Here is an 18,395-nt window from a genome sequence, read left to right on the forward strand (position 1 = left end):
TTATTCAAACATATCATGAACCACTCGCCTGAAATGACCGTAGCCATCCGGGCGGCCAAGTCCGCCGGAGCCTTCCTGAAAAAGCATTTTTATGACCGGAAGAAGGTGGATGAAGCCAGCCAGAACGACATCAAGCTGGAACTGGACAAGCTGTCCCAGAAACTGATCACGGAGGAAATCCTCTCCGCTTTCCCCACTCACGCCGTGCTGGGGGAGGAAGGCTACACCGGAGACCGGAACAGCGAAAACGAATGGATCGTGGACCCCATTGACGGCACGGTGAATTATTTCTATACCATTCCGTGGTTTTGTGTGTCCATCGCCCTCCGCCGCGGCGGGGAAGTGGTGCTGGGCGTGATTTACGATCCCATGATGGACGAATGCTGGCATGTGGAAAAAGGCGGTGTTCCGTACATGAACGGCGTACCGATGCATTGCAGCTTCCGGAAGCGCATGGCGGAGGCCGTCGTATTCGTGGGGCACGGGAAGACGGACGGTTCCAAGGAAAAGGGAATTGAACGCTTTGCCAAAATCGCCTGGCAGGTGCGCAAGGTGCGCAACAACGGTTCCGCCGCCCTCGCTCTCGCCTACATTGCCTGCGGCAGGTTTGACGCCTATGTGGAAAGCGTCATTTCCATCTGGGACATTGCCGCCGGCGTCCTGCTGGTGGAAGCCGCCGGAGGAAAGGTGATTCTGGAACCGAAGAAGGACAATCCGGAACAGTTCGCCATTGTTGCCTGGAACGGATGCATCCCGATCGTGGAAGCCCTCGGAGAATAACCCCAGTACTATTGACGGATGAACATCATGATTGCACTGACCGGGCTGGGTTACGACATTCACCGTTTTGCGGAAGCCCCCCGCCCGCTGATGCTGGGCGGCGTACACATTCCCTCCGGCAGAGGGCTGGACGGCCATTCCGATGCGGACGTCCTGAGCCATGCCGTTGCGGACGCCCTGCTGGGCGCCGCCGGACTGCCGGACATCGGCTTCTGGTTCCCTCCGGGCGATCCCGCCTGCAAGGACATTTCCTCCCTGGACATTGTGGCCAAGGCCGTTTCCCTGATCCGGGAACGCGGCGGCCGCGTGGTCAACGTGGATTCCTCCCTGATTGCGGAAGCACCGCGCATTTCTCCGTATCTGGAGCAGATGAAAAACGCTCTGGGTTCCGCACTGGGCATCTCAGCCGCCCGAGTGGGGGTAAAGGCCACCACGAATGAGCAGCTTGGCGCGCTGGGGCGCCGGGAAGGCATCGCCGCCTTTGCCGTGGCGTCCATCCTGATGCCGGAAGAAGAGTTGCAGCCGTAACCGTTTATGGATCGCCTCCTGGTTTTCGGCACGGGGAACGCCACCGTCACGGAATGCTACAATACCTGTTTTTCCCTGACGGACGGCAAGGAATTCCTGCTGGTGGACGCCGGCGGAGGCAATGGCATCCTGGGCATTTTGAAACATATGAAAGTTCCGGTGGAAAGGATGCATCACGCTTTTCTTTCCCACCGGCACACGGACCACATGCTGGGCATGGTATGGGTGATCCGCCTCATCGGGACCATGATGACTCAGGACCGTTATGAAGGAACGTTTACGGTTTATTGCCACCGGGAACTGGCGGCGGATCTGGAATGCCTGGTACGCATGACGCTGGACAAAAGGGTTGTGCGTCTGGTCGGGGAACGCATCTTCATGGTTCCGGTGGAAGATGGAGAGGAAGTGAACGCCGTACCGTACCGGCTGACCTGTTTTGACATTCATTCGGACAAGACGCGCCAGTTCGGCTTTTCCACGGTGCTGAACGGGGGAGGCAGGCTTGTTTTCCTGGGAGACGAACCGTACCGCGATGCCTGCGAGCCTTATGTCCGCGGCGCCCGCTGGCTGCTTAGCGAAGCCTTTTGCCTGCATTCGCAGGCCGACGTGTTCAAGCCCTATGAAAAATACCACAGCACGGTCAAGGATGCCTGCGAGCTGGCGGAAAGGATGAACATTCCCAATCTGGTGCTTTGGCATACGGAAGACAGTAATCTTGCCTGCCGCCGTTCCTTATATTCTCAGGAAGGGCGGATGTATTATTCCGGCAACCTGGTCATTCCGGATGACGCTGATATTGTCGCCCTTTAATTTGGCGAAATAGAGGCGGATTAAGAATCCGCGGTCAATGACAATTTTTGGCGTTTAAGGGATTTGATCATAAGATCATGTTTACTGAGCAAACAATACAAAAGAGCACTGGAATTTGATAATTTTATAATATACTGCTGACTAGTGGATTGTATTATTTCATAACAATAATGTTTCCAACCGCGGATTCTTAATCCGCTAGTTTGCCATTGAGTGGATGCGGTAATGTTTTCAGCAACAAACCGCTCCCATGAACAATTACATGATATAGACGAGAGAAACCGGACTTCTTGAAAAGGAAGTCCGGTTTTTTAGAAGGTGGCGTTCCGTTAACTTATACCTTTCTTTTCCCTGCATCCCGGATCTGGTCTTTCCGTGAGGGTATGTTCCTCCGTGAACGCAAAAAAGTGCGCCCGCATGATCGGGCGCACTGTGAAAGGGAAGGAGGAATAAAAGCGTCCGCCTATTTTTTGGGCGTCACATTGCGCATGTTGCGCCCCTTGGCTTTGCGCTGCTGCTCTTCCAGGGCCACGCGCTGCTGTTCCATCATCCGCTGGAAGAAGCCGGGCTTTTTCTTCTTCTGGGACGGAGCCAGCACGGGCATGGGCAGGCGGCGAATCAGCGCCGTCTGGCCGATGGAAATGAGGTTCTGCGTGGTCCAGTACAGGGCCAGGGCGGAAGCGAAGTTATAACAGAACAGGAAGAACATCAGGGGCATCAGATTCATGATGATGCGCTGGGAACGTTCGCCCGCCTGCGGTGTCATCCGCATTTGCACGATCATCGTGACGGCCATGATGAGCGGCAGGATGTTGATCGGGATGCCGAACAGGTGGCCGACGGTATCGGGCAGGGACAAGTCCGTCATCCACAGGCAGAAGGGCTGTCCCCGCAGTTCCGCGGAATATTGAAGCACGCGGTAGAAGGCGAAGAAGATGGGAATCTGGATGAGCATGGGTACGCAGCCGCTGGCCGGATTGATGCCGTATTTCTGGTACAGCTTCATCATTTCCATGTTCACCTTCTGGGGGTCGTCCGGATATTTTTCCTTGAGTTTCGCCATTTCCGGCTGAACCAGGGACATGCGCTTCATTGCCAGATAGGATTTTTTGTGCAGCGGCCAGATAAGAGCACGGACGACGATGGTCATGCAGATGATGGCTACGCCCCAGTTGCCGAACCACCCGTGGAACAGGTTGAGCAGCCAGTTCATCGGCACGCTCAGGAAGACGAGCCAGCCGTAGGCCATGATGTCGCTGATGGCGGGATAGGTAAGGTTCAGGTCGCGCAGATAGGCATTGAATTTGGGGCCTGTGTAAATATCGTAGGTGAGTGTCTTGATCTCGTTGGGCGCCATGGCCAGGTTGGGAATACCCATGGCCAGGGTCACACCGGGCACCAAGGCATTGTTTTCATGGGCTAGGGGAAATTCCTGGCGCGTGGCGTACACCGTGGAGCCTGCGGATTGTTCCTGCGGAATGAGGATGGTGGCGTAGTACTGGCTCATCACCCCGGCGTAGGTCAGGTCCTTCAGTGGGCCTTCCAGCACGCGGGGCTTGGCGGTGCTGAAAAAGCCGCCCGTGAAGTGGGAGGGGGCCTCCTGTTCCAGGGAGCCGTCCGCATGGTAGAAAAGGTGGGTGTAGGTATCCTTGGGTTCGCTCTTGGCGATGGGGTAGGCACTCCCTGCAAAGATGCCCAGATAGCGCAAATCCTGGACATTGGGGGCTTTGTTGAGAAGGGAGACGGTCAGGCGGATGATGTATTTGCTGCCGGGGAGCACTTTTCCGGAAGAGTCCGTGACGGGGTGGAGCGTGTAGGTCTTGGAAATGAAAAGCTGGCGCGCGGCGTCATAGCCTTCCAGGGTGACGGAGTCCGCCGTGCGCTTGACTTCCTTGTACACCGTGTTGTCATAGGAAGGGTCCTGCGTGGCGTCCATGTTGAAGACGAGTTCGCCAATGCCCCGGTTCTGCGCCTCGTTGATGGTGATGTTGTGGTCCGTAACCTTCTGTGTGTCTACAATGTCGTTGTGAAGAGTGACGCCACCGATGGAGCCGCCGATGCGGTTGAAAGTGTAAGTGATGAAGGGCTTTTGCTGGCCATCCACCTCTTCTGTAGCCACGAGGGTGATCGGATTGTTCTTGTCTTCCTCCAGGGCCTGATTGGCGGAAAGCTGTCCTGAAGTAGCGGGTTCGGAGGCTGTTGAAGTTCCCGGCGCGGCAGTGTTTACGGCGGAAACCGGCTGCTGGACGGCGACGGGAGGCGCCGTAACGGGTGTTTCCTTTTTATTGTTGCCGAGGTAAATGTTCAGGCCCAGAAGGGCGGCGCAGACGCCGACAATGATCCATGAAGTGCGATCCATAATGTGATATAGCTTGGTTGGAAAAGAGTTTTACAGGGAGAGGGAGAAAAGTGAGTTAGCGGGAAGGGCGGGGAGGCGGCACGGGATCATACCCTGAACCGCCCCAGGGGTTGCATCTTAAAATGCGCCATGTTCCAAGAATAAAACCGCGCCAGGCTCCGTGGACCTGGACGGCCCGGATGAAGTATTGGGAACAGGTGGGAGTGTAACGGCAGCCGCAACCGGGGCCCCCCAGCGCGTGAAGAGGGGCACTGATGAAGAATTGGTAACCCCGAACCAGGGTGATAAGCAGCCATTTCATCATGCCGTGTCTTGTTGTCCGGAAAGCAGTTGCAGTTTTAATTTGCGGGCGGCTTTCTGCCAGTCCCGTTCCAGGTCGGAATAGCTGGCTTCCACCGCCCGCCATCTGAGCACGCACACCATGTGCACGCCCTGTTGAAAAGGCTCTCCGTGTGCCCGGAGTATTTCCCGCACCCGGCGTCTGAGCTTGTTGCGAACGACGGCGCAGCCTATTTTTTTCGTGCAGATGATGCCGAATTTGGAAGGTTCCTCCGGATCTGCCAGCGGGGCTGCGCTTAAAACAATAAGCCGACCTGCTACGGATGGTCCCTCGTTGCGTACCCGGGCAAATTGAAATGCCCTGGTCATGCTTTGTTGACGAGTAAGACGCATCTCCCGCGGGTCGGCCCGTGAAAAGAATGTTCCAAGGAGGCGTTAACCAAGTCCTGACGGCGAATTAACGGCCGTGCTGGATGGTATGGCGCTTGTACTGGATTTCGGCTCCCTTGGGAAGAAGGCGCTTGCGGCCTTTGGCGCGGCGGCGGCGGATGATATCGGCCCCGTTCTTGGTCGCCATGCGTGCACGGAATCCGAACTGGCGCTTGCGGCAGCGCTTGGATGGTTGATAAGTCCTCTTGCTCATGATATTGAAAGATGCTTCTTGTGAATTACTAGATTCAGTGCCGTCCGTCTAAGCGGCCTATGCACAACCGGACAAAAAGGATAACTATTTTGGCCGTTTTGTCAATCCGTCAGGCGATTATTTGGCGTTTTTCTTGGGTGCAGCCGTGTTATTTTTTCTATTAATGATTGATAATAAATATATTTTATGGCCGTGAAAGCGCTCCGTTTTTACAGGAAGAGCAATTCCGCATAGGTCGGAACGGGCCACAAGTCTGCATCCGTCATCCCTTCCAGGGTGTCGATGGTCTTTCTCAAGTCATCCATTCCGGTCTGAATGTCTTTCGTGTTTTTCTGATTCACTGCCTGCCTCAGCATCCGCACCTGGGCGGGCAGGAGGTCCAGCAGTTCTCCGATCCGGTTGGCGCGGTCCGTCGTGGCTTTCATCCCCGCCTTGATTCCGGAAGCCTTCATCTGCGCAATGGCGGAGGTGAGCTGCGTGAGCTGTTCCGTGACGGCCGGAATATACAGGGTTTCCACCATCAGGAGGGCCGTTTCCGCCTCAATATTGATTTCCTTATGGAAGATTTCCGACTGGATTTCATGGCGGGCATGGAGTTCCACCGGGCTGACCACCTTGTATTTTTCAAAAAGCGCCCTGGCTTTGGGCGTTTCCAGTGCCGCCAGCGCCTCGATGGTGCCGGGCGTATTGGCCAGCTTGCGGCGTTCGGCCTCCTTGATCCAGGCTTCTCCGTAGCCGTCCCCGCTGAAGAGGATGCGCTTGTGCTTCTTGATGATGTTCTGAAGCAGCTTGTTGAGCGTCGTGTGGAATTCTTCCGGCTTGTCCTTGACGGGTTCCAGGATGGTGCAGATTTCATCCAGGCTTTCCGCGACGATGGTGTTGAGCACCGTCATTGGCCATGCGCAGGTTTGGGAAGAACCCACGGCCCGGAATTCAAACTTGTTGCCGGTGAAGGCGAAGGGGCTGGTGCGGTTCCGGTCGGAAGTGTCCAGCGGGAACATCGGCAGCGTATCTACGCCGATGCTCATGGTTTTCACCGTGCATGCCTTCTTGGTGCCGCCTTTTTCAATCTGCTCAATGATTTCGTCCAGCAGGTCCCCCAGGAAAATGGAAATGATGGCCGGAGGAGCTTCATGGGCTCCCAGGCGGTGTTCGTTGCCGGATTTGGCGACGGAGGCGCGCAGCAGATCCGCATGTTCGTCCACGGCCTTGATCGTGGCGCAGAGCAGGGTGAGGAAGATGGCGTTTTCCTGCGGGCTGGAGCCGGGATTGAGAAGGCTGCCGTAGCCGGGGGCGGAAAGGGACCAGTTGTTGTGCTTGCCGGAGCCGTTCATTCCCGCAAAGGGCTTTTCATGGAGCAGACAGACCAGGTCGTGCTTGTTGGCTGTTTTCCTGAGCACTTCCATGACCAGCATGTTGTGGTCCACGGCCAGGTTCTGGCTTTCAAAAATGGGCGCGATTTCAAACTGTCCGGGAGCCACCTCGTTATGGCGCGTCTTGGAGGGAATGCCGAGCTTCCACAGGGCTTCGTCCACGTCCACCATGAATTCCAGCACGCGGTCCTTGATGGAGCCGAAGTAATGGTCTTCCATCTGCTGGTGCTTGGGCGGCACATTGCCGAAGAGAGTGCGGCCGCACATCATCAGGTCCGGGCGCAGGGCATAAAGCTGCTTGTCCACCAGGAAGTATTCCTGTTCCGCGCCCAGGTTGGCGGTGACGTGGATGTTTTCCGGACCGCCAAAGCAGGCCAGCAGACGCTGCGCCTGGCGGCAGACGGCGGTCATGGAGCGCAGCAGGGGAGTCTTCTTGTCCAGTGCCTGCCCCTTGTAGGAACAGAAGGCGGTGGGGATGCACAGGGTGGCTCCATTGTCCGTACGCTTGATGAAAGCGGGGCTGGTGGGGTCCCATGCCGTGTAGCCGCGGGCCTCAAACGTGGCGCGGAGACCGCCGGAGGGGAAGCTGGAGGCGTCCGGTTCCCCCTGGACCAGGCTTTTGCCGGAGAATTTGAGTTCCAGGTTGCCTTCCGGGTCCACTTCCACAAAGGAATCATGCTTTTCAGCCGTACTGCCGTTGAGGGGCTGGAACCAGTGCGTGTAATGGCTGGCGCCCTTTTCCAGGGCCCAGGTCATCATGGCCTGGGCCACTTCATTGGCAATATCCGGGTCCAGCTTTTCATCCTTGCGGATTGTCGCCAGCAATTTTTTGTAAACGGGGCGGGGCAGGTAGCCGCGCATGGTCTCCATGTTGAAGACGTCCTGGCCGTAGATTTCCGCAATAAAGGTTGCGGCGTTGCCAACATCGGAAGGTGTGTTTGTGTGCATCTTGGTAGGGAACGCGCCAAAAGGCTCGAAATCTACCAAACCTTAAAAGAGCGTTTTTTGCAAGCCGAATCCTGCCAGTCCGTTATTTTCACCTGGAATGCCCTTCATGGCGGGGAAAACCGTTTTTCCTCCTGCCTCTTCTACTGTTCAGGCTGCATCAGACCGGGCTCCCAATGAATTGGAAGCCCGGTCCTTCTCGTCACATATCCATTGTGAAATGGGAGAAAGCAGCATGAAAAATGCCACGCCCTCCTACCACCATAAATATAGCGGATTTGGAATCCGTTTGATAAAAAACATATTTTAAAATAACTATATCTCATTATAAATCATTATGATATTGTTACTAAAACGGATATGTTTTTTATATCTGCGTTTCTGATGATGCAGGTATTTTTATATCAAACCCTTTTAATGCCAAAAATTATCATTGATGCCGGATTCCAAAGCCGTCTTTTATGGAAGCAGGACAAATCGGTTGTTCCGGATATAGGAAGCGGGAGAGGCCATTTTTCTCCGGGGAATAATTTCCCTCCTGCTGCGGACTATGTTTCCGGGGCTTTCCTTTCGGCAGTCCGGGACAGTAGTCGGCGTATAAAAGCCGGGCTCCCTTTCAAGGAAGCCCGGCTGTGCTTGCATCTGCTCTTTTTTATTAGAAGGAATAACCTACTCCGAGCATTACCCGCTGGTTCACGAAACTGTCGCGCGCCTCCACCTGGTAGCTGCCATACGCGCTCCAATTGGCCGTTACCTGGAGCCGGCCGGAAATCCCCGCCCTCACTCCCTGCCGCGCGGGCTTGCTGCCGTCCACTCCCCACCCATAGCCGTTGCTGACCAGGCGTGCATAGGTTCCCGCATTGCTCCGGTACACGTCCGGGAGATACTCCACGCTAACCGTATGGCTCCAGGGCATGCCGCCCAGCGTCAGCCCCTGGGTCAGGGAAAGGCCCACGGGAAGGGCCAGATTGCGGTAATGGCCCCGGTCAAACCGGCGGGCCATCTCTCCGCTTTCCGTAAACGCCTCCTGCACCACATCCGTGTATTCCACGCCGATATGGGGGGTGAGAACGAGGTTTTTGCCCACGGGCAGATCCCATGCGACCTTTACCGTGCCGTCCCATGCCCGGTTGGTCCATGAACCTGACGAGTTCTGGCCGCCGGAGGTCACGGAGGAAAGGCGGTTGTCGCTGCTGCTGAAGCCGGCGGCGGCAGTGATGGTCAGAGCCTGCCCCTTGTTCATGGGGAGTCTCCAGCCGGTGTAGATAAGGCCCATATTGGTGTTCTGCCGGTTGGTGGCCCGGTATTCCCGGCTGATGTTTTTGCCGGAGGTGTAGCCGTAGGCGACGCCGCCCAGCCATTGTTCTCCGAGCTTGTAGTCTCCCCCTACGGCAAAGCCGCCACCCTGGTAGTCAAACCCTTCAATGCCGCCCTTGGTTCTCTGCATTTGGAAATCTCCCAGTCCGCTGGTCCAGACATTGCTCTTGAGAGGGGAGAGGAAGCGTGCCGTATCCAGGTGTTCCAGCCCCGTGCCGGTGAATGAACGCAGAGTGGAGGCGGAAGAAAGCATGGAATTGGCTATGTTGCTCCCCTGGAGCTCCGCAATGACTCCTTCCTCAACGACACTGCCGGTGGTAAAAACAAGGGAGCCTTCCTCGTTCAGATCCCAGTTCATTTCCAGAAGGAAGTTCATTCCCTGGTCATCCCGCATGGCGACCCTGTGGTCTCCCGTTTCCTCAAGAATTCCTCCGAAAGAGGCCGCCTTGATGGTCAGTACGGTGTCTCCTGCGGCAACTCCGGAAGAAGAGGCGTACACAGTCAGCCGATCGGCGGAAACGGAACCTGCGGCCGTGATGGAGGCGGCCTCTCCGCTTAGGCTGAGATCAAGCGTAAGCGTTTTCAGGGAAACATTCCCGGAAGCGGCCAGGGAGGTACGGCGTCCCATGGCCAGTATTCCGCCTTCCTGGACGTAGTTGACCAGTTCCAGGGCCGCCCTTTGGTCCAGACGGACAGTACCGTTGTACTGGAAGGCATCCCCCGTCAGGGTGGAGGTGTAATTGGCAGCGTCTTCCGAGTCTGCATAATCCCTGCCGGAGAAGAGGATTTCCCCCTGGCAGTCCTCCCCTTTGTTGAAATGCAGGGAAGAAGCGTTCTCCTGTTCATCCTGCATGACGATGGGGTCATAAAAGGCAATTTTGCGGCCGGCCGCGGCACCCAGTTCCACCTTGTGTTTTCCATCCGCCAGAATGGCGTTGGCGATTGGGTCCGTACCGCCTGCGTACATGACATTGCTCTGGAATATGATATCGCCCCCGTCAGCCAATAAAATGATCCGGGCGTCGGCAGGACCAGTGGGGCTGCCATATTCATCTTCTATGGGTGCAGAACTGCAGATGGCGCCTCCAAAATATGTTGCCGAATTGTTTTCAAACAGGACATCTCCCTGCACGTGCTGAATGGATAATACATTATTTTCAGAGACGGAGCCCGTTTCAAAATAAATGGCGCCGCCGAAAGTACCCGCATGGTTTCCGGTGAATGATACGCTGCCCTCCACGCCGGAAATGGAAAGCATGCTTTCCGTACCATTGACAAAAATGGCGGATCCGGCATAGGAACTGTTGTTCTGGAAAAGTATATCTCCCTGAATGTTGGAAAGCTGAATAGCTGCATGTCCGCTGAATAATTCGTCGCCCCAGTTGACTTTGCAGCCTGCTGTCAGGCAGGCGCCGAAGGCATTATCCCCGGCATCGTTGTTCACGAAGCGAACGCCGCCGGCGATGGTGTCCATGATGATGGTGGCATTTCCGGTCTTCACATCATTGAAAATGCTGATGACGCCCTGGCCGGCTGAAAAGGTATTGTCCCGGACATCAATTCCTCCTCGGACATTGGTGATTTGGATTAAACTGTTGGAGCTGTTTTCCGTTTTGTTGGAGCTGTAAATAAGCAATCCCAGCCCGGATTGCGCCGCTCCGGAAGTTTTTGTGTTATTGCTGATGGATAAAGTTCCTCCAACATTGTCTATGAGAATGGTGTTATTCCCGGAAGAGTACAGAGACACCAGGGCGTCCGCCGCGTTTCCGCTGCGTTCCATCGTGTTGTTATCCAGACACACGTTTCCGCCGATATCGGTGATGGAAAATACGGAATTTCCCTGATTGTTGCTTAATTCAACGGCTCCGTATGTCCCGCCGAGATGAAGGTCGTTCAGTCGGGAAATGGACAGGGTGAATTCATTAATACGGGGATCATCGTTTTTCGAACGGAAAAGGAATTGGGCGGTTTTGTTCGTGGTATCTTCCTTGTTCAGGGTAAGATTCTGCAGGCCGTCTCCTTCAAACGAGACTTCAAATTGTTCCTGGGGAATGGAAGGATCTGCCTGGAATACGGTTGTACCATACTCCATGTCAGTACTGAGTACGTAACGGACACTTTCAGTGATGGAAACATTTTCTCCATCTGCCGGAGCGGCGGCGTCATTTGCAATAGAGGGAAGAGTTGCAAAGACATACGCCAGCAGAGTCAGGGGAAGTTTGATTTTCATAACGATGATACTTTATGCGGATTTATAATCCGGAGTATTCTGTTGAGGCAAAGCTGCGGCTTTTTTTACAGTTGGACCTGAAGCGCGTATTCCTTAGAATTAATAAGTTATTGCCAGTTGAGATAATGATGCAATATATAGGAAGTAAGTGTTTTCTGGCTTTTCAAAGTCTTGAAAAGAGGAGGAGCGGGGAAGATTCCTTCTCTCCCGCGCTTTGGAAATAATTTACCCGTAAAAGCCGGTTGGCTTCAGTTTCCCGGTAACATTTTCCAATTAAATGAAAAAGGATTCCAGTCTAAATGCTTTCCCCTTAAAAATATGGATTGACTCCGGATTATAAATCCGCAGTTCCTTTTTCCTGGTAAGGTAAGTTTATTAAAATAAACATTTAAAACAGGGTGTTATCGGGGAAAAACTGCCATGGAGGTATGATCCGGCAAGCCTTCCGGACGCAGTTTCCGGAAATTGTTTGGTCAAGCCAGGGGCGCCACTGAAATTTTCTGGCACATGGTATGGGACTGCCCTGGAGCAAGATGAAGGGTACGGGGTGAGGCATTCCCCGTTTCCACGCAAAGAAATTTGTTCCAGGAATCCGCTCCCAGGTCCGGCATGTCCGCCGCACCCTGCTGGCCAGGGTTCCAGACGATGACGGAAGAGGCATGCTCCCGCTCCACCGTGATGGAACGGTTCATGACCGGATCTTCCAGAATAATTTTTCCCGTGTGGTCCGGACAGTCGTACACGCGGTCCAGGCAGCCCAGGGGCGCCAGGGGGCGTTCCCCGTGTTTTATGGGCTGGGCGGCATATTCCCGGAAGGGAACATTTTCCAGGCCCAGAACGCGGCATTTGGTCAGGTTGCCGACGGCAAAATAGTTATGGAAGGCTTCGGTGAGCTTGCAGGGGAGCCTGCGGACGGTGGTCTCCAGCTTCATGGCCAGAGATGAACCCAGCGTCAGGCGCAGAATGGCGGCGGGCTGTCCGGCGTCATCCGGATACAGGGCCAGGGAAAGAAGAAGATTGCCCCGCATATCCGTTTCCTGATGATGGAGGCGCCACTCGGAAGTGCGGGCAATGCCGTGGGCAGGGCCGTTTTCCGCTACTCCGAACCAGGGCCAGCAGACGGGAATACCGCCGCGGATAGCTTTTCCGCGGGAAAAGACCGCCTTTGGGGAAAGAAACAGGCATTCCTGCTGGCCCGCAGGCTTCCAGGAAACGAGGTGGGCTCCCTGCAAGCAGAGGGATGCCGCGCAGAACGGCGTTTCCACGTCCAGAAAGGTCAGCCCCTGGTCTGTAACGCGTTCGGAAATCATGGCTGCAGTCGTTCAATCGCCCATGAACCGTCTTCCTGCCGCGTGTACATGAAGCGGTCGTGAACGCGGCCTGGGCCGCCCTGCCAGAATTCGAAGGCTTCCGGAATGATCCTGAAGCCGCCCCAGAAGGAGGGCAGAGGAATTTCTCCCTTGGAGAATTTGTTTTTCAGTTCCATGAGTTTCATTTCCAGCAGTTTTCTTCCGGAAATGACGGAACTTTGCTGGGAAACCCATGCTCCCAGTTGTGATTCCTTGGGGCGGGAAAGGAAGTATTTCAGGGATTCCGTGCGGGAAACCTTGACGGCTTTTCCGTAAATAATGACCTGCCGTTCCAGCATGACCCAGGGGAGCATCATGCAGACCTGGGGATTTTCCTCAATGTCGCGGGCCTTATGGCTACCGTAGTTGGTAAAAAACACGAACCCGGTTTCGTCAAAGTACTTGAGGAGCACCGTGCGCAGGGAAGGGCGCGCCTGAGCGTTGGCCGTGGCCAGGGAAAAGGCGTTGGGTTCCGGGATGCCCGCTTTCAGAGCCTGGTCAAACCAGGTTTGGAATTGTTCAAAGGGATTGGCCGCCAGATCCTTCCTGTGCAGCTGGCCCTTGAGGTATTCTTCTCTGAAATTGGACAGGTCCATGATATGGGAAAAGTGATGGTTTTATTCCACGCTGAAATCCAGCCCCAGATCCAGCGATGGAGCGGAATGGGTGACGTAGCCCACGGAAACGAAGTCCACGCCGGATTCCGCAATGGCCGCCACCGTGTCCAGATTGACGCCGCCGCTGGCTTCCAGCAGGGGGGTGGAGCGGTCCCCGCGCAGGGCGACGGCTTTTCTGAGCGTTTCCGGCGTCATGTTGTCCAGCAGAATGTGGTCCACGCCTTCCAGCTTGAGGAAGGATTCCACCTGTTCCAGGGTATCCGCCTCCAGCTGGATTTCCACGCCGGGCTTTTCCGCGCGGAGGGTGTTGATGCACTTTTGGAGATGTTCTGTATTGCCGTCCGTCATCAGGTGGTTGTCCTTCACCATGGCCCGGTCGTAAAGTCCCATGCGGTGGTTGGTGCCGCCGCCGTGGGCCACGGCGGCTTTTTCCAGAAGGCGGTAGCCGGGCGTCGTTTTGCGGGTGTCCAGAATGCGGGCGCTGGTGTGGGAGACGGCCTTTACGTATTTCCGGGTGAGGGAAGCCACACCGGAAAGGCGCTGGATGAAGTTCAGGGCCGTGCGCTCCGCACCCAGAATGGACCGGGCGGACCCTTCAATGAGCATGATTACGGCGCCGGGCGCCACGGCTTCCCCGTCGTGCAGGTATACTTCCACCTTCAGGCTGGGGTCCACCTTGCGGAATACTTCCGCCGCCACGTTGACGCCGGACAGAACGCCTTTCTTGCGGGGCGTCAGGATGGCCCTGGCCGTCAGGTGTTCGGGAACGAAATAAGTGGAGGTTACGTCGCCAGGGCCGAAGTCTTCGGCTAGCGCCATGTCGATCAGCGCGGCGACGTTGTCGGATACGTTTTCTGCGGGCATGAACGGGAAATGTTGCTTAATATTCGCGGTTGAGAAGGTAATTCGCTATTTCCACCAGGCGCGTGCGGCGTTCTTCCGGGAAAATCATCAGGGCGTCCAGTGCGGCCTGGGTACGGCACTTGGCTTCGGAACGGGCTCCTTCCAGGCCGATCAGGGCCGGACAGGTGGATTTCTGGGAGTTCACGTCCTTGCCCGCCGTTTTGCCGAGCTTTTCCGTGGAGGCGGTCAGGTCCAGAATATCGTCGATCACCTGGAAAGCCAGGCCCAGGTTGTAGCCGAAGTCCGTGACGGCTTCCAGCTGTGCTTCCGTAGCGTCGGCAGACATGGCTCCGAACCGGAGGGCGGTGGTTACTAGGGCAGCCGTCTTGCCTTCATATACGGCGCGTACTTCCGGCTCGGAAAGCTTCTTGTGCTCCCCTTCCAGGTCCAGTACCTGGCCGCCGATGAGCATCTTGCTGCCGCCGGTGGCCGCCAGTTCCGCCACGTAGTCCCGGACGGTGTAGCGTTCCGTATCGTCCACCCGGGCGATGACGGCAAAGGCTTCCGTCAGCAGGGCATCTCCGGTCAGGATGGCGATGCCTTCTCCGAATGCCTTGTGGCTGGTGGGCTTGCCCCGGCGCAGGTCGTCATTGTCCATGGCGGGCAGGTCGTCGTGAATGAGGGAATACGTATGCATCATTTCCACCGCGCAGGCAGGGATCAGAGCGTTGACGGCCAGGCCGCCGCAGGCTTCCGCCGCAGCCAGGCAAAGCACCGGACGCATTCTCTTGCCGCCCGCAAACATGCTGTAGCGCATGGCTTTGTGGATGGTTTCCGGGCTTTCGTCCTCGGCGGGAAGGAGCCTGTCCAGCGCCGCGTCGATCAGGGCGCACTGTTCGGTAATGTAATCTTTCAGGGATTGTTCACACATGGCGTTATGAAATGGGTACGGGGTGGGATTTGTCTTGATTCAGCGGTTGATTAAAAGTTCTGCAATCTGCACGGCGTTCAGGGCCGCGCCTTTGCGCACCTGGTCACCTACGACCCACAGGGCCAGGGCGTTGTCGACGGCCATGTCCCTCCGCATGCGGCCCACGTAGCAGGTGTCGCCGTTGGTGCTGTCCAAGGGAGTGGGCCACAGGCCTTCCGCAGGATTGTCCATCAGGGCCACGCCGGGCTTGCCTTCATAGGCCTGGCGGGCCTTTTCCAGGTCTACGGGCTGTTCAAACTGGGCGGTGACAGAGATGGAATGGGAGCGGTACACGGGAACACGGACGCAGGTACAGGTAACCTTGAGTTCCGGCAGGGAAAGAATTTTGCGGCCTTCATTGAGCATTTTCAGCTCTTCCTTGGTGTAGCCGGTGTCCGTGAAGGAGTCGATCTGCGGCAACAGGTTGAAGGCGATCTGGTGCGGATAAACATTCTTGACCACAGGGTGGCCGTCCACCACGGCGCGCACCTGGGACTCCAGTTCCGCGATGCCGTGCTGCCCGCTGCCGGAAACCGCCTGGTAGCTGGACGCAATGACGGTTTTCAACCCGAACTTCTGATGAAGGGGGAACAGGGCCATCAGCGTGATGATGGTGGTGCAGTTGGGATTGGCGATGATGTTGCGCGGATGGTTGAACGCGGCGTCCGGATTGATTTCCGGCACGACGAGGGGAACGTCCGGTTCCTGGCGGAACGCGGAAGAATTGTCGATAACCACGCAGCCTGCCGCCGCCGCAATGGGGGCGAATTTCAGGGAAATGCCACCGCCCGCACTGAACAGGGCGATGTCTACGCCTTCAAAGGATTTCTCCGTCAATTCTTCCACAGTCAGCATTTTTCCACGGAAGGCTACCTGTTTGCCCGCGGAACGGGCGGAGGCCAGAAGCTTCAGGGAGCCGACGGGAAAGTTGCGTGTTTCCAGGCAGGACAGGATCTCGACGCCCACCGCTCCGGTGGCGCCAACGATGGCAACATGGGGTGCTTGGTTCATGATTGTGTCAGAAAATGGCGGAATCGGTTCCGCATGCGGACTATTGTAAGGGTTTTGGGAGGGAAAGCAATACGGGATCAGGTGGCAGGAAACTGCGTCCGGAACCGTAAAATTAAAAAATCCTGTTAACTATTAACTGTTAATTATTAACTACTAACTCTACTTAACCCACTTGCCCGCGCCTTCCGGCAGGCGTCCGTTGGAAACGGGAGCATAGCGGGTGGATTCCATATTGCCCCAGAGAGGAACGCCTACGATGCGCTTCCACCAGCCGGACATGCTGGCCCCCGTGTAGCAGCCGAAGCTGCGGCAATCGGACTGCGGGGAAAAAATATCCCGGCGGATGCGGTTCAAGTCCGTTTCATGAATCCATTCCGTGGAAACGGCCATGATGTTGTTGCCGTAATCCAGCATCCAGGCAAAGCAGTTGGAGTGGCCGAAGTAGTAGAAGGATTCCACTTTGTCCCCCTGGAAGCGGGGAGAGGAATTCAGGGCGCGGATGGCCTGGTCCGCGGTATTCACCCAGACAAGTTTGGTTTTGTATTTGGCGGCCAGATCGGAAATCCACTTCGTGTAGGGTTTTCCGTCCTCCTTGCCGCGCGTCACATAACCCGGACGGTACACGATCCACGTGATTCTGGCCCCGGGGTCCGCCTGCTGGATCTGGGCGATGCGGACGGTGGACGCCCGGACGAAGTTGGCCCACCAGTTGTCGTGCCTGTCCGGCTGTATTCTCAGTCCTTCCCATTGTTTCAGGGCCGGACCGCCGCACATGACAACGTGGACGGCGCGGGACATTCCCGTACCGCCCAGCACCAGCGCCAGGGCAAGAAGAAGGCGTGAAAACATGTTCGCAACCCTACATTCGCTCTCCTTGCCTGTCAACCCGGAGGAACGTTTTTTCAGGGAACAGACACATATGGGTTCCCGTGGGATGATTTCCGCTTCCCTTTAACAATTCACCACATTCACGGCCAGGCCGCCCTGGGCCGTCTCCTTGTATTTGGACTGCATGTCCCGTCCCGTGTCCAGCATGGTGCGGATGACCTTGTCCAATGGAACGAAGTGCGCGCCGGTGCCTCCCATGGCGATGCGGGCGGCGTTGATGGCCTTGATGGCTGCGATGGCGTTGCGCTCAATGCAGGGAATCTGAACGAGCCCCGCAATCGGGTCGCAGGTAAGGCCCAGGTTGTGCTCCATGCCTATTTCCGCGGCGTTTTCCACCTGATGGGGCGTCCCGCCCAAGTATTCCGCCAGTGCGGCCGCAGCCATGGAGCAGGCCACGCCCACTTCCCCCTGGCAGCCTACGTCCGCGCCGGAAATGGAGGCGTTTTTCTTGTAAAGGATGGCGATTCCCCCTGCGGTGAGCAGGAAGCGGTGAATGGCGTCCGGATACGGGGAAACGCAGAATTTGGTGGCGTAATTGAGCACGGCGGGGACGATCCCCGCTGCACCGTTGGTAGGAGCGGTGACGATGCGCCCGCCCGCGGCGTTTTCCTCGCTCACGGCAATGGCGTACAGATTGATCCAGTCCATGATGGAGAGAGGGTCTTTCAGGGCCGACTCCCCGTGGACGAGCAGGGACTTGCGCAGGCTCTTGGCGCGTCGCGGTACTTGCAGCACGCCGGGCAGGTTGCCGCGCGCGCTCATGCCGCTGGCGATGGACTGCTTCATCGTTGTCCAGATCAGGTCCAGCCGTTCGCGCACGTCGCGCTCCGGAAGAAGGGCGCATTCATTGGCCATCACGATGGAAGAAAGGGGGCAGTGGCGTTCGTCCGCCATGCGCAGCAATTCCTCCGCGGATTCGTAGGGGAGGGGAAACGGTTCCCGGTCCGGTTCCACCGGATGCAGCAGTTCCTGCTCGGAGGCGACAAAGCCGCCGCCTGTGGAATAAAACACGGCGTCTTCCACCGGGGCTCCGTCCTTGTCGACGGCTGTGAAAAGCATCCCGTTCGGGTGGAGCTTCAGGGGCTGATAATGGGAAAGGTCCAGGTCGCGGGAGGGGGAAAAACGGATGGTCTTGTCTTCCGTAACGGACAGGGTTTCCTGCTGGTGCAGGCGCGCTATCATTCCGGGAATGTCGCGCGGTACGACGGTCTGGGGTTCTTCCCCCAGCAGGCCCAGCATGATGGCGGTGTCCGTTCCGTGGCCGTGTCCGGTGGCGGCCAGGGAGCCGTAGCATTCGCAGCGGATGCCTTCTATTTCCGGCAGATGGGGGGAGGAGCGCAGTTGTTCCAGAAAACGGTGCGCCGCCCGCATGGGACCTACCGTGTGGGAGGAGGAGGGGCCTATCCCGATGCTGAAAAGCTCAAAAATGCTGTAGTGGTGCATGTCCGTTCTT

At 56.7% G+C, this 18,395-nt stretch carries 16 protein-coding genes; 3 read left to right on the top strand and 13 right to left on the bottom strand.

Translation table 11 applies throughout. The features are described from left to right. Window positions 1–15 precede the first annotated feature (15 nt). Genes V3C20_RS07765 through V3C20_RS07775 form a run of 3 tightly spaced genes read left to right on the top strand, consistent with a single transcriptional unit; the run spans window position 16 to window position 2,118 of the window. Window positions 16–780 (top strand): inositol monophosphatase family protein, encoded by a 765-nt coding sequence (locus V3C20_RS07765; RefSeq protein ID WP_130084891.1) that lies wholly within the window; start codon window positions 16–18, stop codon window positions 778–780. Between the two features lie 18 nt (window positions 781–798). Then, a complete protein-coding gene (ispF, locus tag V3C20_RS07770; protein ID WP_130084890.1) occupies window positions 799–1,308 on the top strand; it encodes a 2-C-methyl-D-erythritol 2,4-cyclodiphosphate synthase in 510 nt (169 codons plus the stop codon). Window positions 1,309–1,314: 6 nt separating this feature from the next. Beyond that, window positions 1,315–2,118 carry an MBL fold metallo-hydrolase gene (locus V3C20_RS07775; protein WP_130084889.1) on the top strand — a complete coding sequence of 268 codons (804 nt, stop codon included), beginning with the start codon at window positions 1,315–1,317 and terminating at the stop codon, window positions 2,116–2,118. Window positions 2,119–2,581: 463 nt separating this feature from the next. Here the strand turns inward: V3C20_RS07775 and yidC are convergent, their stop codons facing one another. The 13 genes from yidC to V3C20_RS07840 form a co-directional block, all read right to left on the bottom strand. Continuing rightward, window positions 2,582–4,477 (bottom strand): membrane protein insertase YidC, encoded by a 1,896-nt coding sequence (gene yidC / locus V3C20_RS07780; protein ID WP_130084807.1) that lies wholly within the window; start codon window positions 4,475–4,477, stop codon window positions 2,582–2,584. A gap of 55 nt (window positions 4,478–4,532) precedes the next feature. Beyond that, window positions 4,533–4,781 (bottom strand): membrane protein insertion efficiency factor YidD, encoded by a 249-nt coding sequence (gene yidD / locus V3C20_RS07785; RefSeq protein WP_240042127.1) that lies wholly within the window; start codon window positions 4,779–4,781, stop codon window positions 4,533–4,535. Continuing rightward, entirely contained in the window at window positions 4,778–5,149 is a 372-nt protein-coding gene (rnpA, locus tag V3C20_RS07790) for a ribonuclease P protein component (RefSeq protein ID WP_130084809.1), read from the bottom strand. Before rnpA ends, yidD begins: the two co-directional genes overlap by 4 nt. Window positions 5,150–5,213: 64 nt before the next feature. Next, complete coding sequence (gene rpmH, locus V3C20_RS07795; protein ID WP_012420297.1) at window positions 5,214–5,399, bottom strand: 50S ribosomal protein L34; 186 nt, start codon at window positions 5,397–5,399, stop codon at window positions 5,214–5,216. A 209-nt stretch (window positions 5,400–5,608) separates the two neighbouring features. After that, a complete protein-coding gene (locus V3C20_RS07800) occupies window positions 5,609–7,720 on the bottom strand; it encodes a glutamine synthetase III (protein ID WP_130084810.1) in 2,112 nt (703 codons plus the stop codon). A 652-nt stretch (window positions 7,721–8,372) separates the two neighbouring features. Then, window positions 8,373–11,264, bottom strand: a complete 2,892-nt coding sequence (locus tag V3C20_RS07805; protein ID WP_130084811.1) for an autotransporter outer membrane beta-barrel domain-containing protein — start codon at window positions 11,262–11,264, stop codon at window positions 8,373–8,375. 473 nt (window positions 11,265–11,737) lie between these two features. Further along, complete coding sequence (locus tag V3C20_RS07810) at window positions 11,738–12,574, bottom strand: D-hexose-6-phosphate mutarotase (RefSeq protein ID WP_130084812.1); 837 nt, start codon at window positions 12,572–12,574, stop codon at window positions 11,738–11,740. Further along, a complete protein-coding gene (gene pdxH, locus V3C20_RS07815) occupies window positions 12,571–13,209 on the bottom strand; it encodes a pyridoxamine 5'-phosphate oxidase (protein WP_130084813.1) in 639 nt (212 codons plus the stop codon). The genes V3C20_RS07810 and pdxH overlap by 4 nt, the downstream gene beginning before the upstream one ends. A 21-nt stretch (window positions 13,210–13,230) precedes the next feature. Further along, window positions 13,231–14,094: a carboxylating nicotinate-nucleotide diphosphorylase gene (nadC, locus tag V3C20_RS07820; protein ID WP_130084814.1), complete on the bottom strand. Its 864-nt coding sequence runs from the start codon at window positions 14,092–14,094 to the stop codon at window positions 13,231–13,233. Between the two features lie 16 nt (window positions 14,095–14,110). Next, window positions 14,111–15,004, bottom strand: coding sequence for a polyprenyl synthetase family protein (locus V3C20_RS07825; RefSeq protein ID WP_130084815.1), 894 nt, complete (start codon window positions 15,002–15,004; stop codon window positions 14,111–14,113). 39 nt (window positions 15,005–15,043) lie between these two features. Further along, window positions 15,044–16,054, bottom strand: a complete 1,011-nt coding sequence (locus V3C20_RS07830) for an aspartate-semialdehyde dehydrogenase (protein WP_130084816.1) — start codon at window positions 16,052–16,054, stop codon at window positions 15,044–15,046. 159 nt (window positions 16,055–16,213) lie between these two features. Then, window positions 16,214–16,903, bottom strand: coding sequence for a hypothetical protein (locus V3C20_RS07835; protein WP_130084817.1), 690 nt, complete (start codon window positions 16,901–16,903; stop codon window positions 16,214–16,216). Window positions 16,904–17,005: 102 nt separating this feature from the next. After that, the gene (locus V3C20_RS07840) at window positions 17,006–18,385 is read right to left on the bottom strand and encodes an L-serine ammonia-lyase (RefSeq protein ID WP_130084818.1); all 1,380 of its coding nucleotides are present in this window, start codon (window positions 18,383–18,385) and stop codon (window positions 17,006–17,008) included. Window positions 18,386–18,395 lie beyond the last annotated feature (10 nt).

This window comes from Akkermansia sp. RCC_12PD (assembly GCF_036417355.1).
GTDB lineage: Bacteria > Verrucomicrobiota > Verrucomicrobiia > Verrucomicrobiales > Akkermansiaceae > Akkermansia.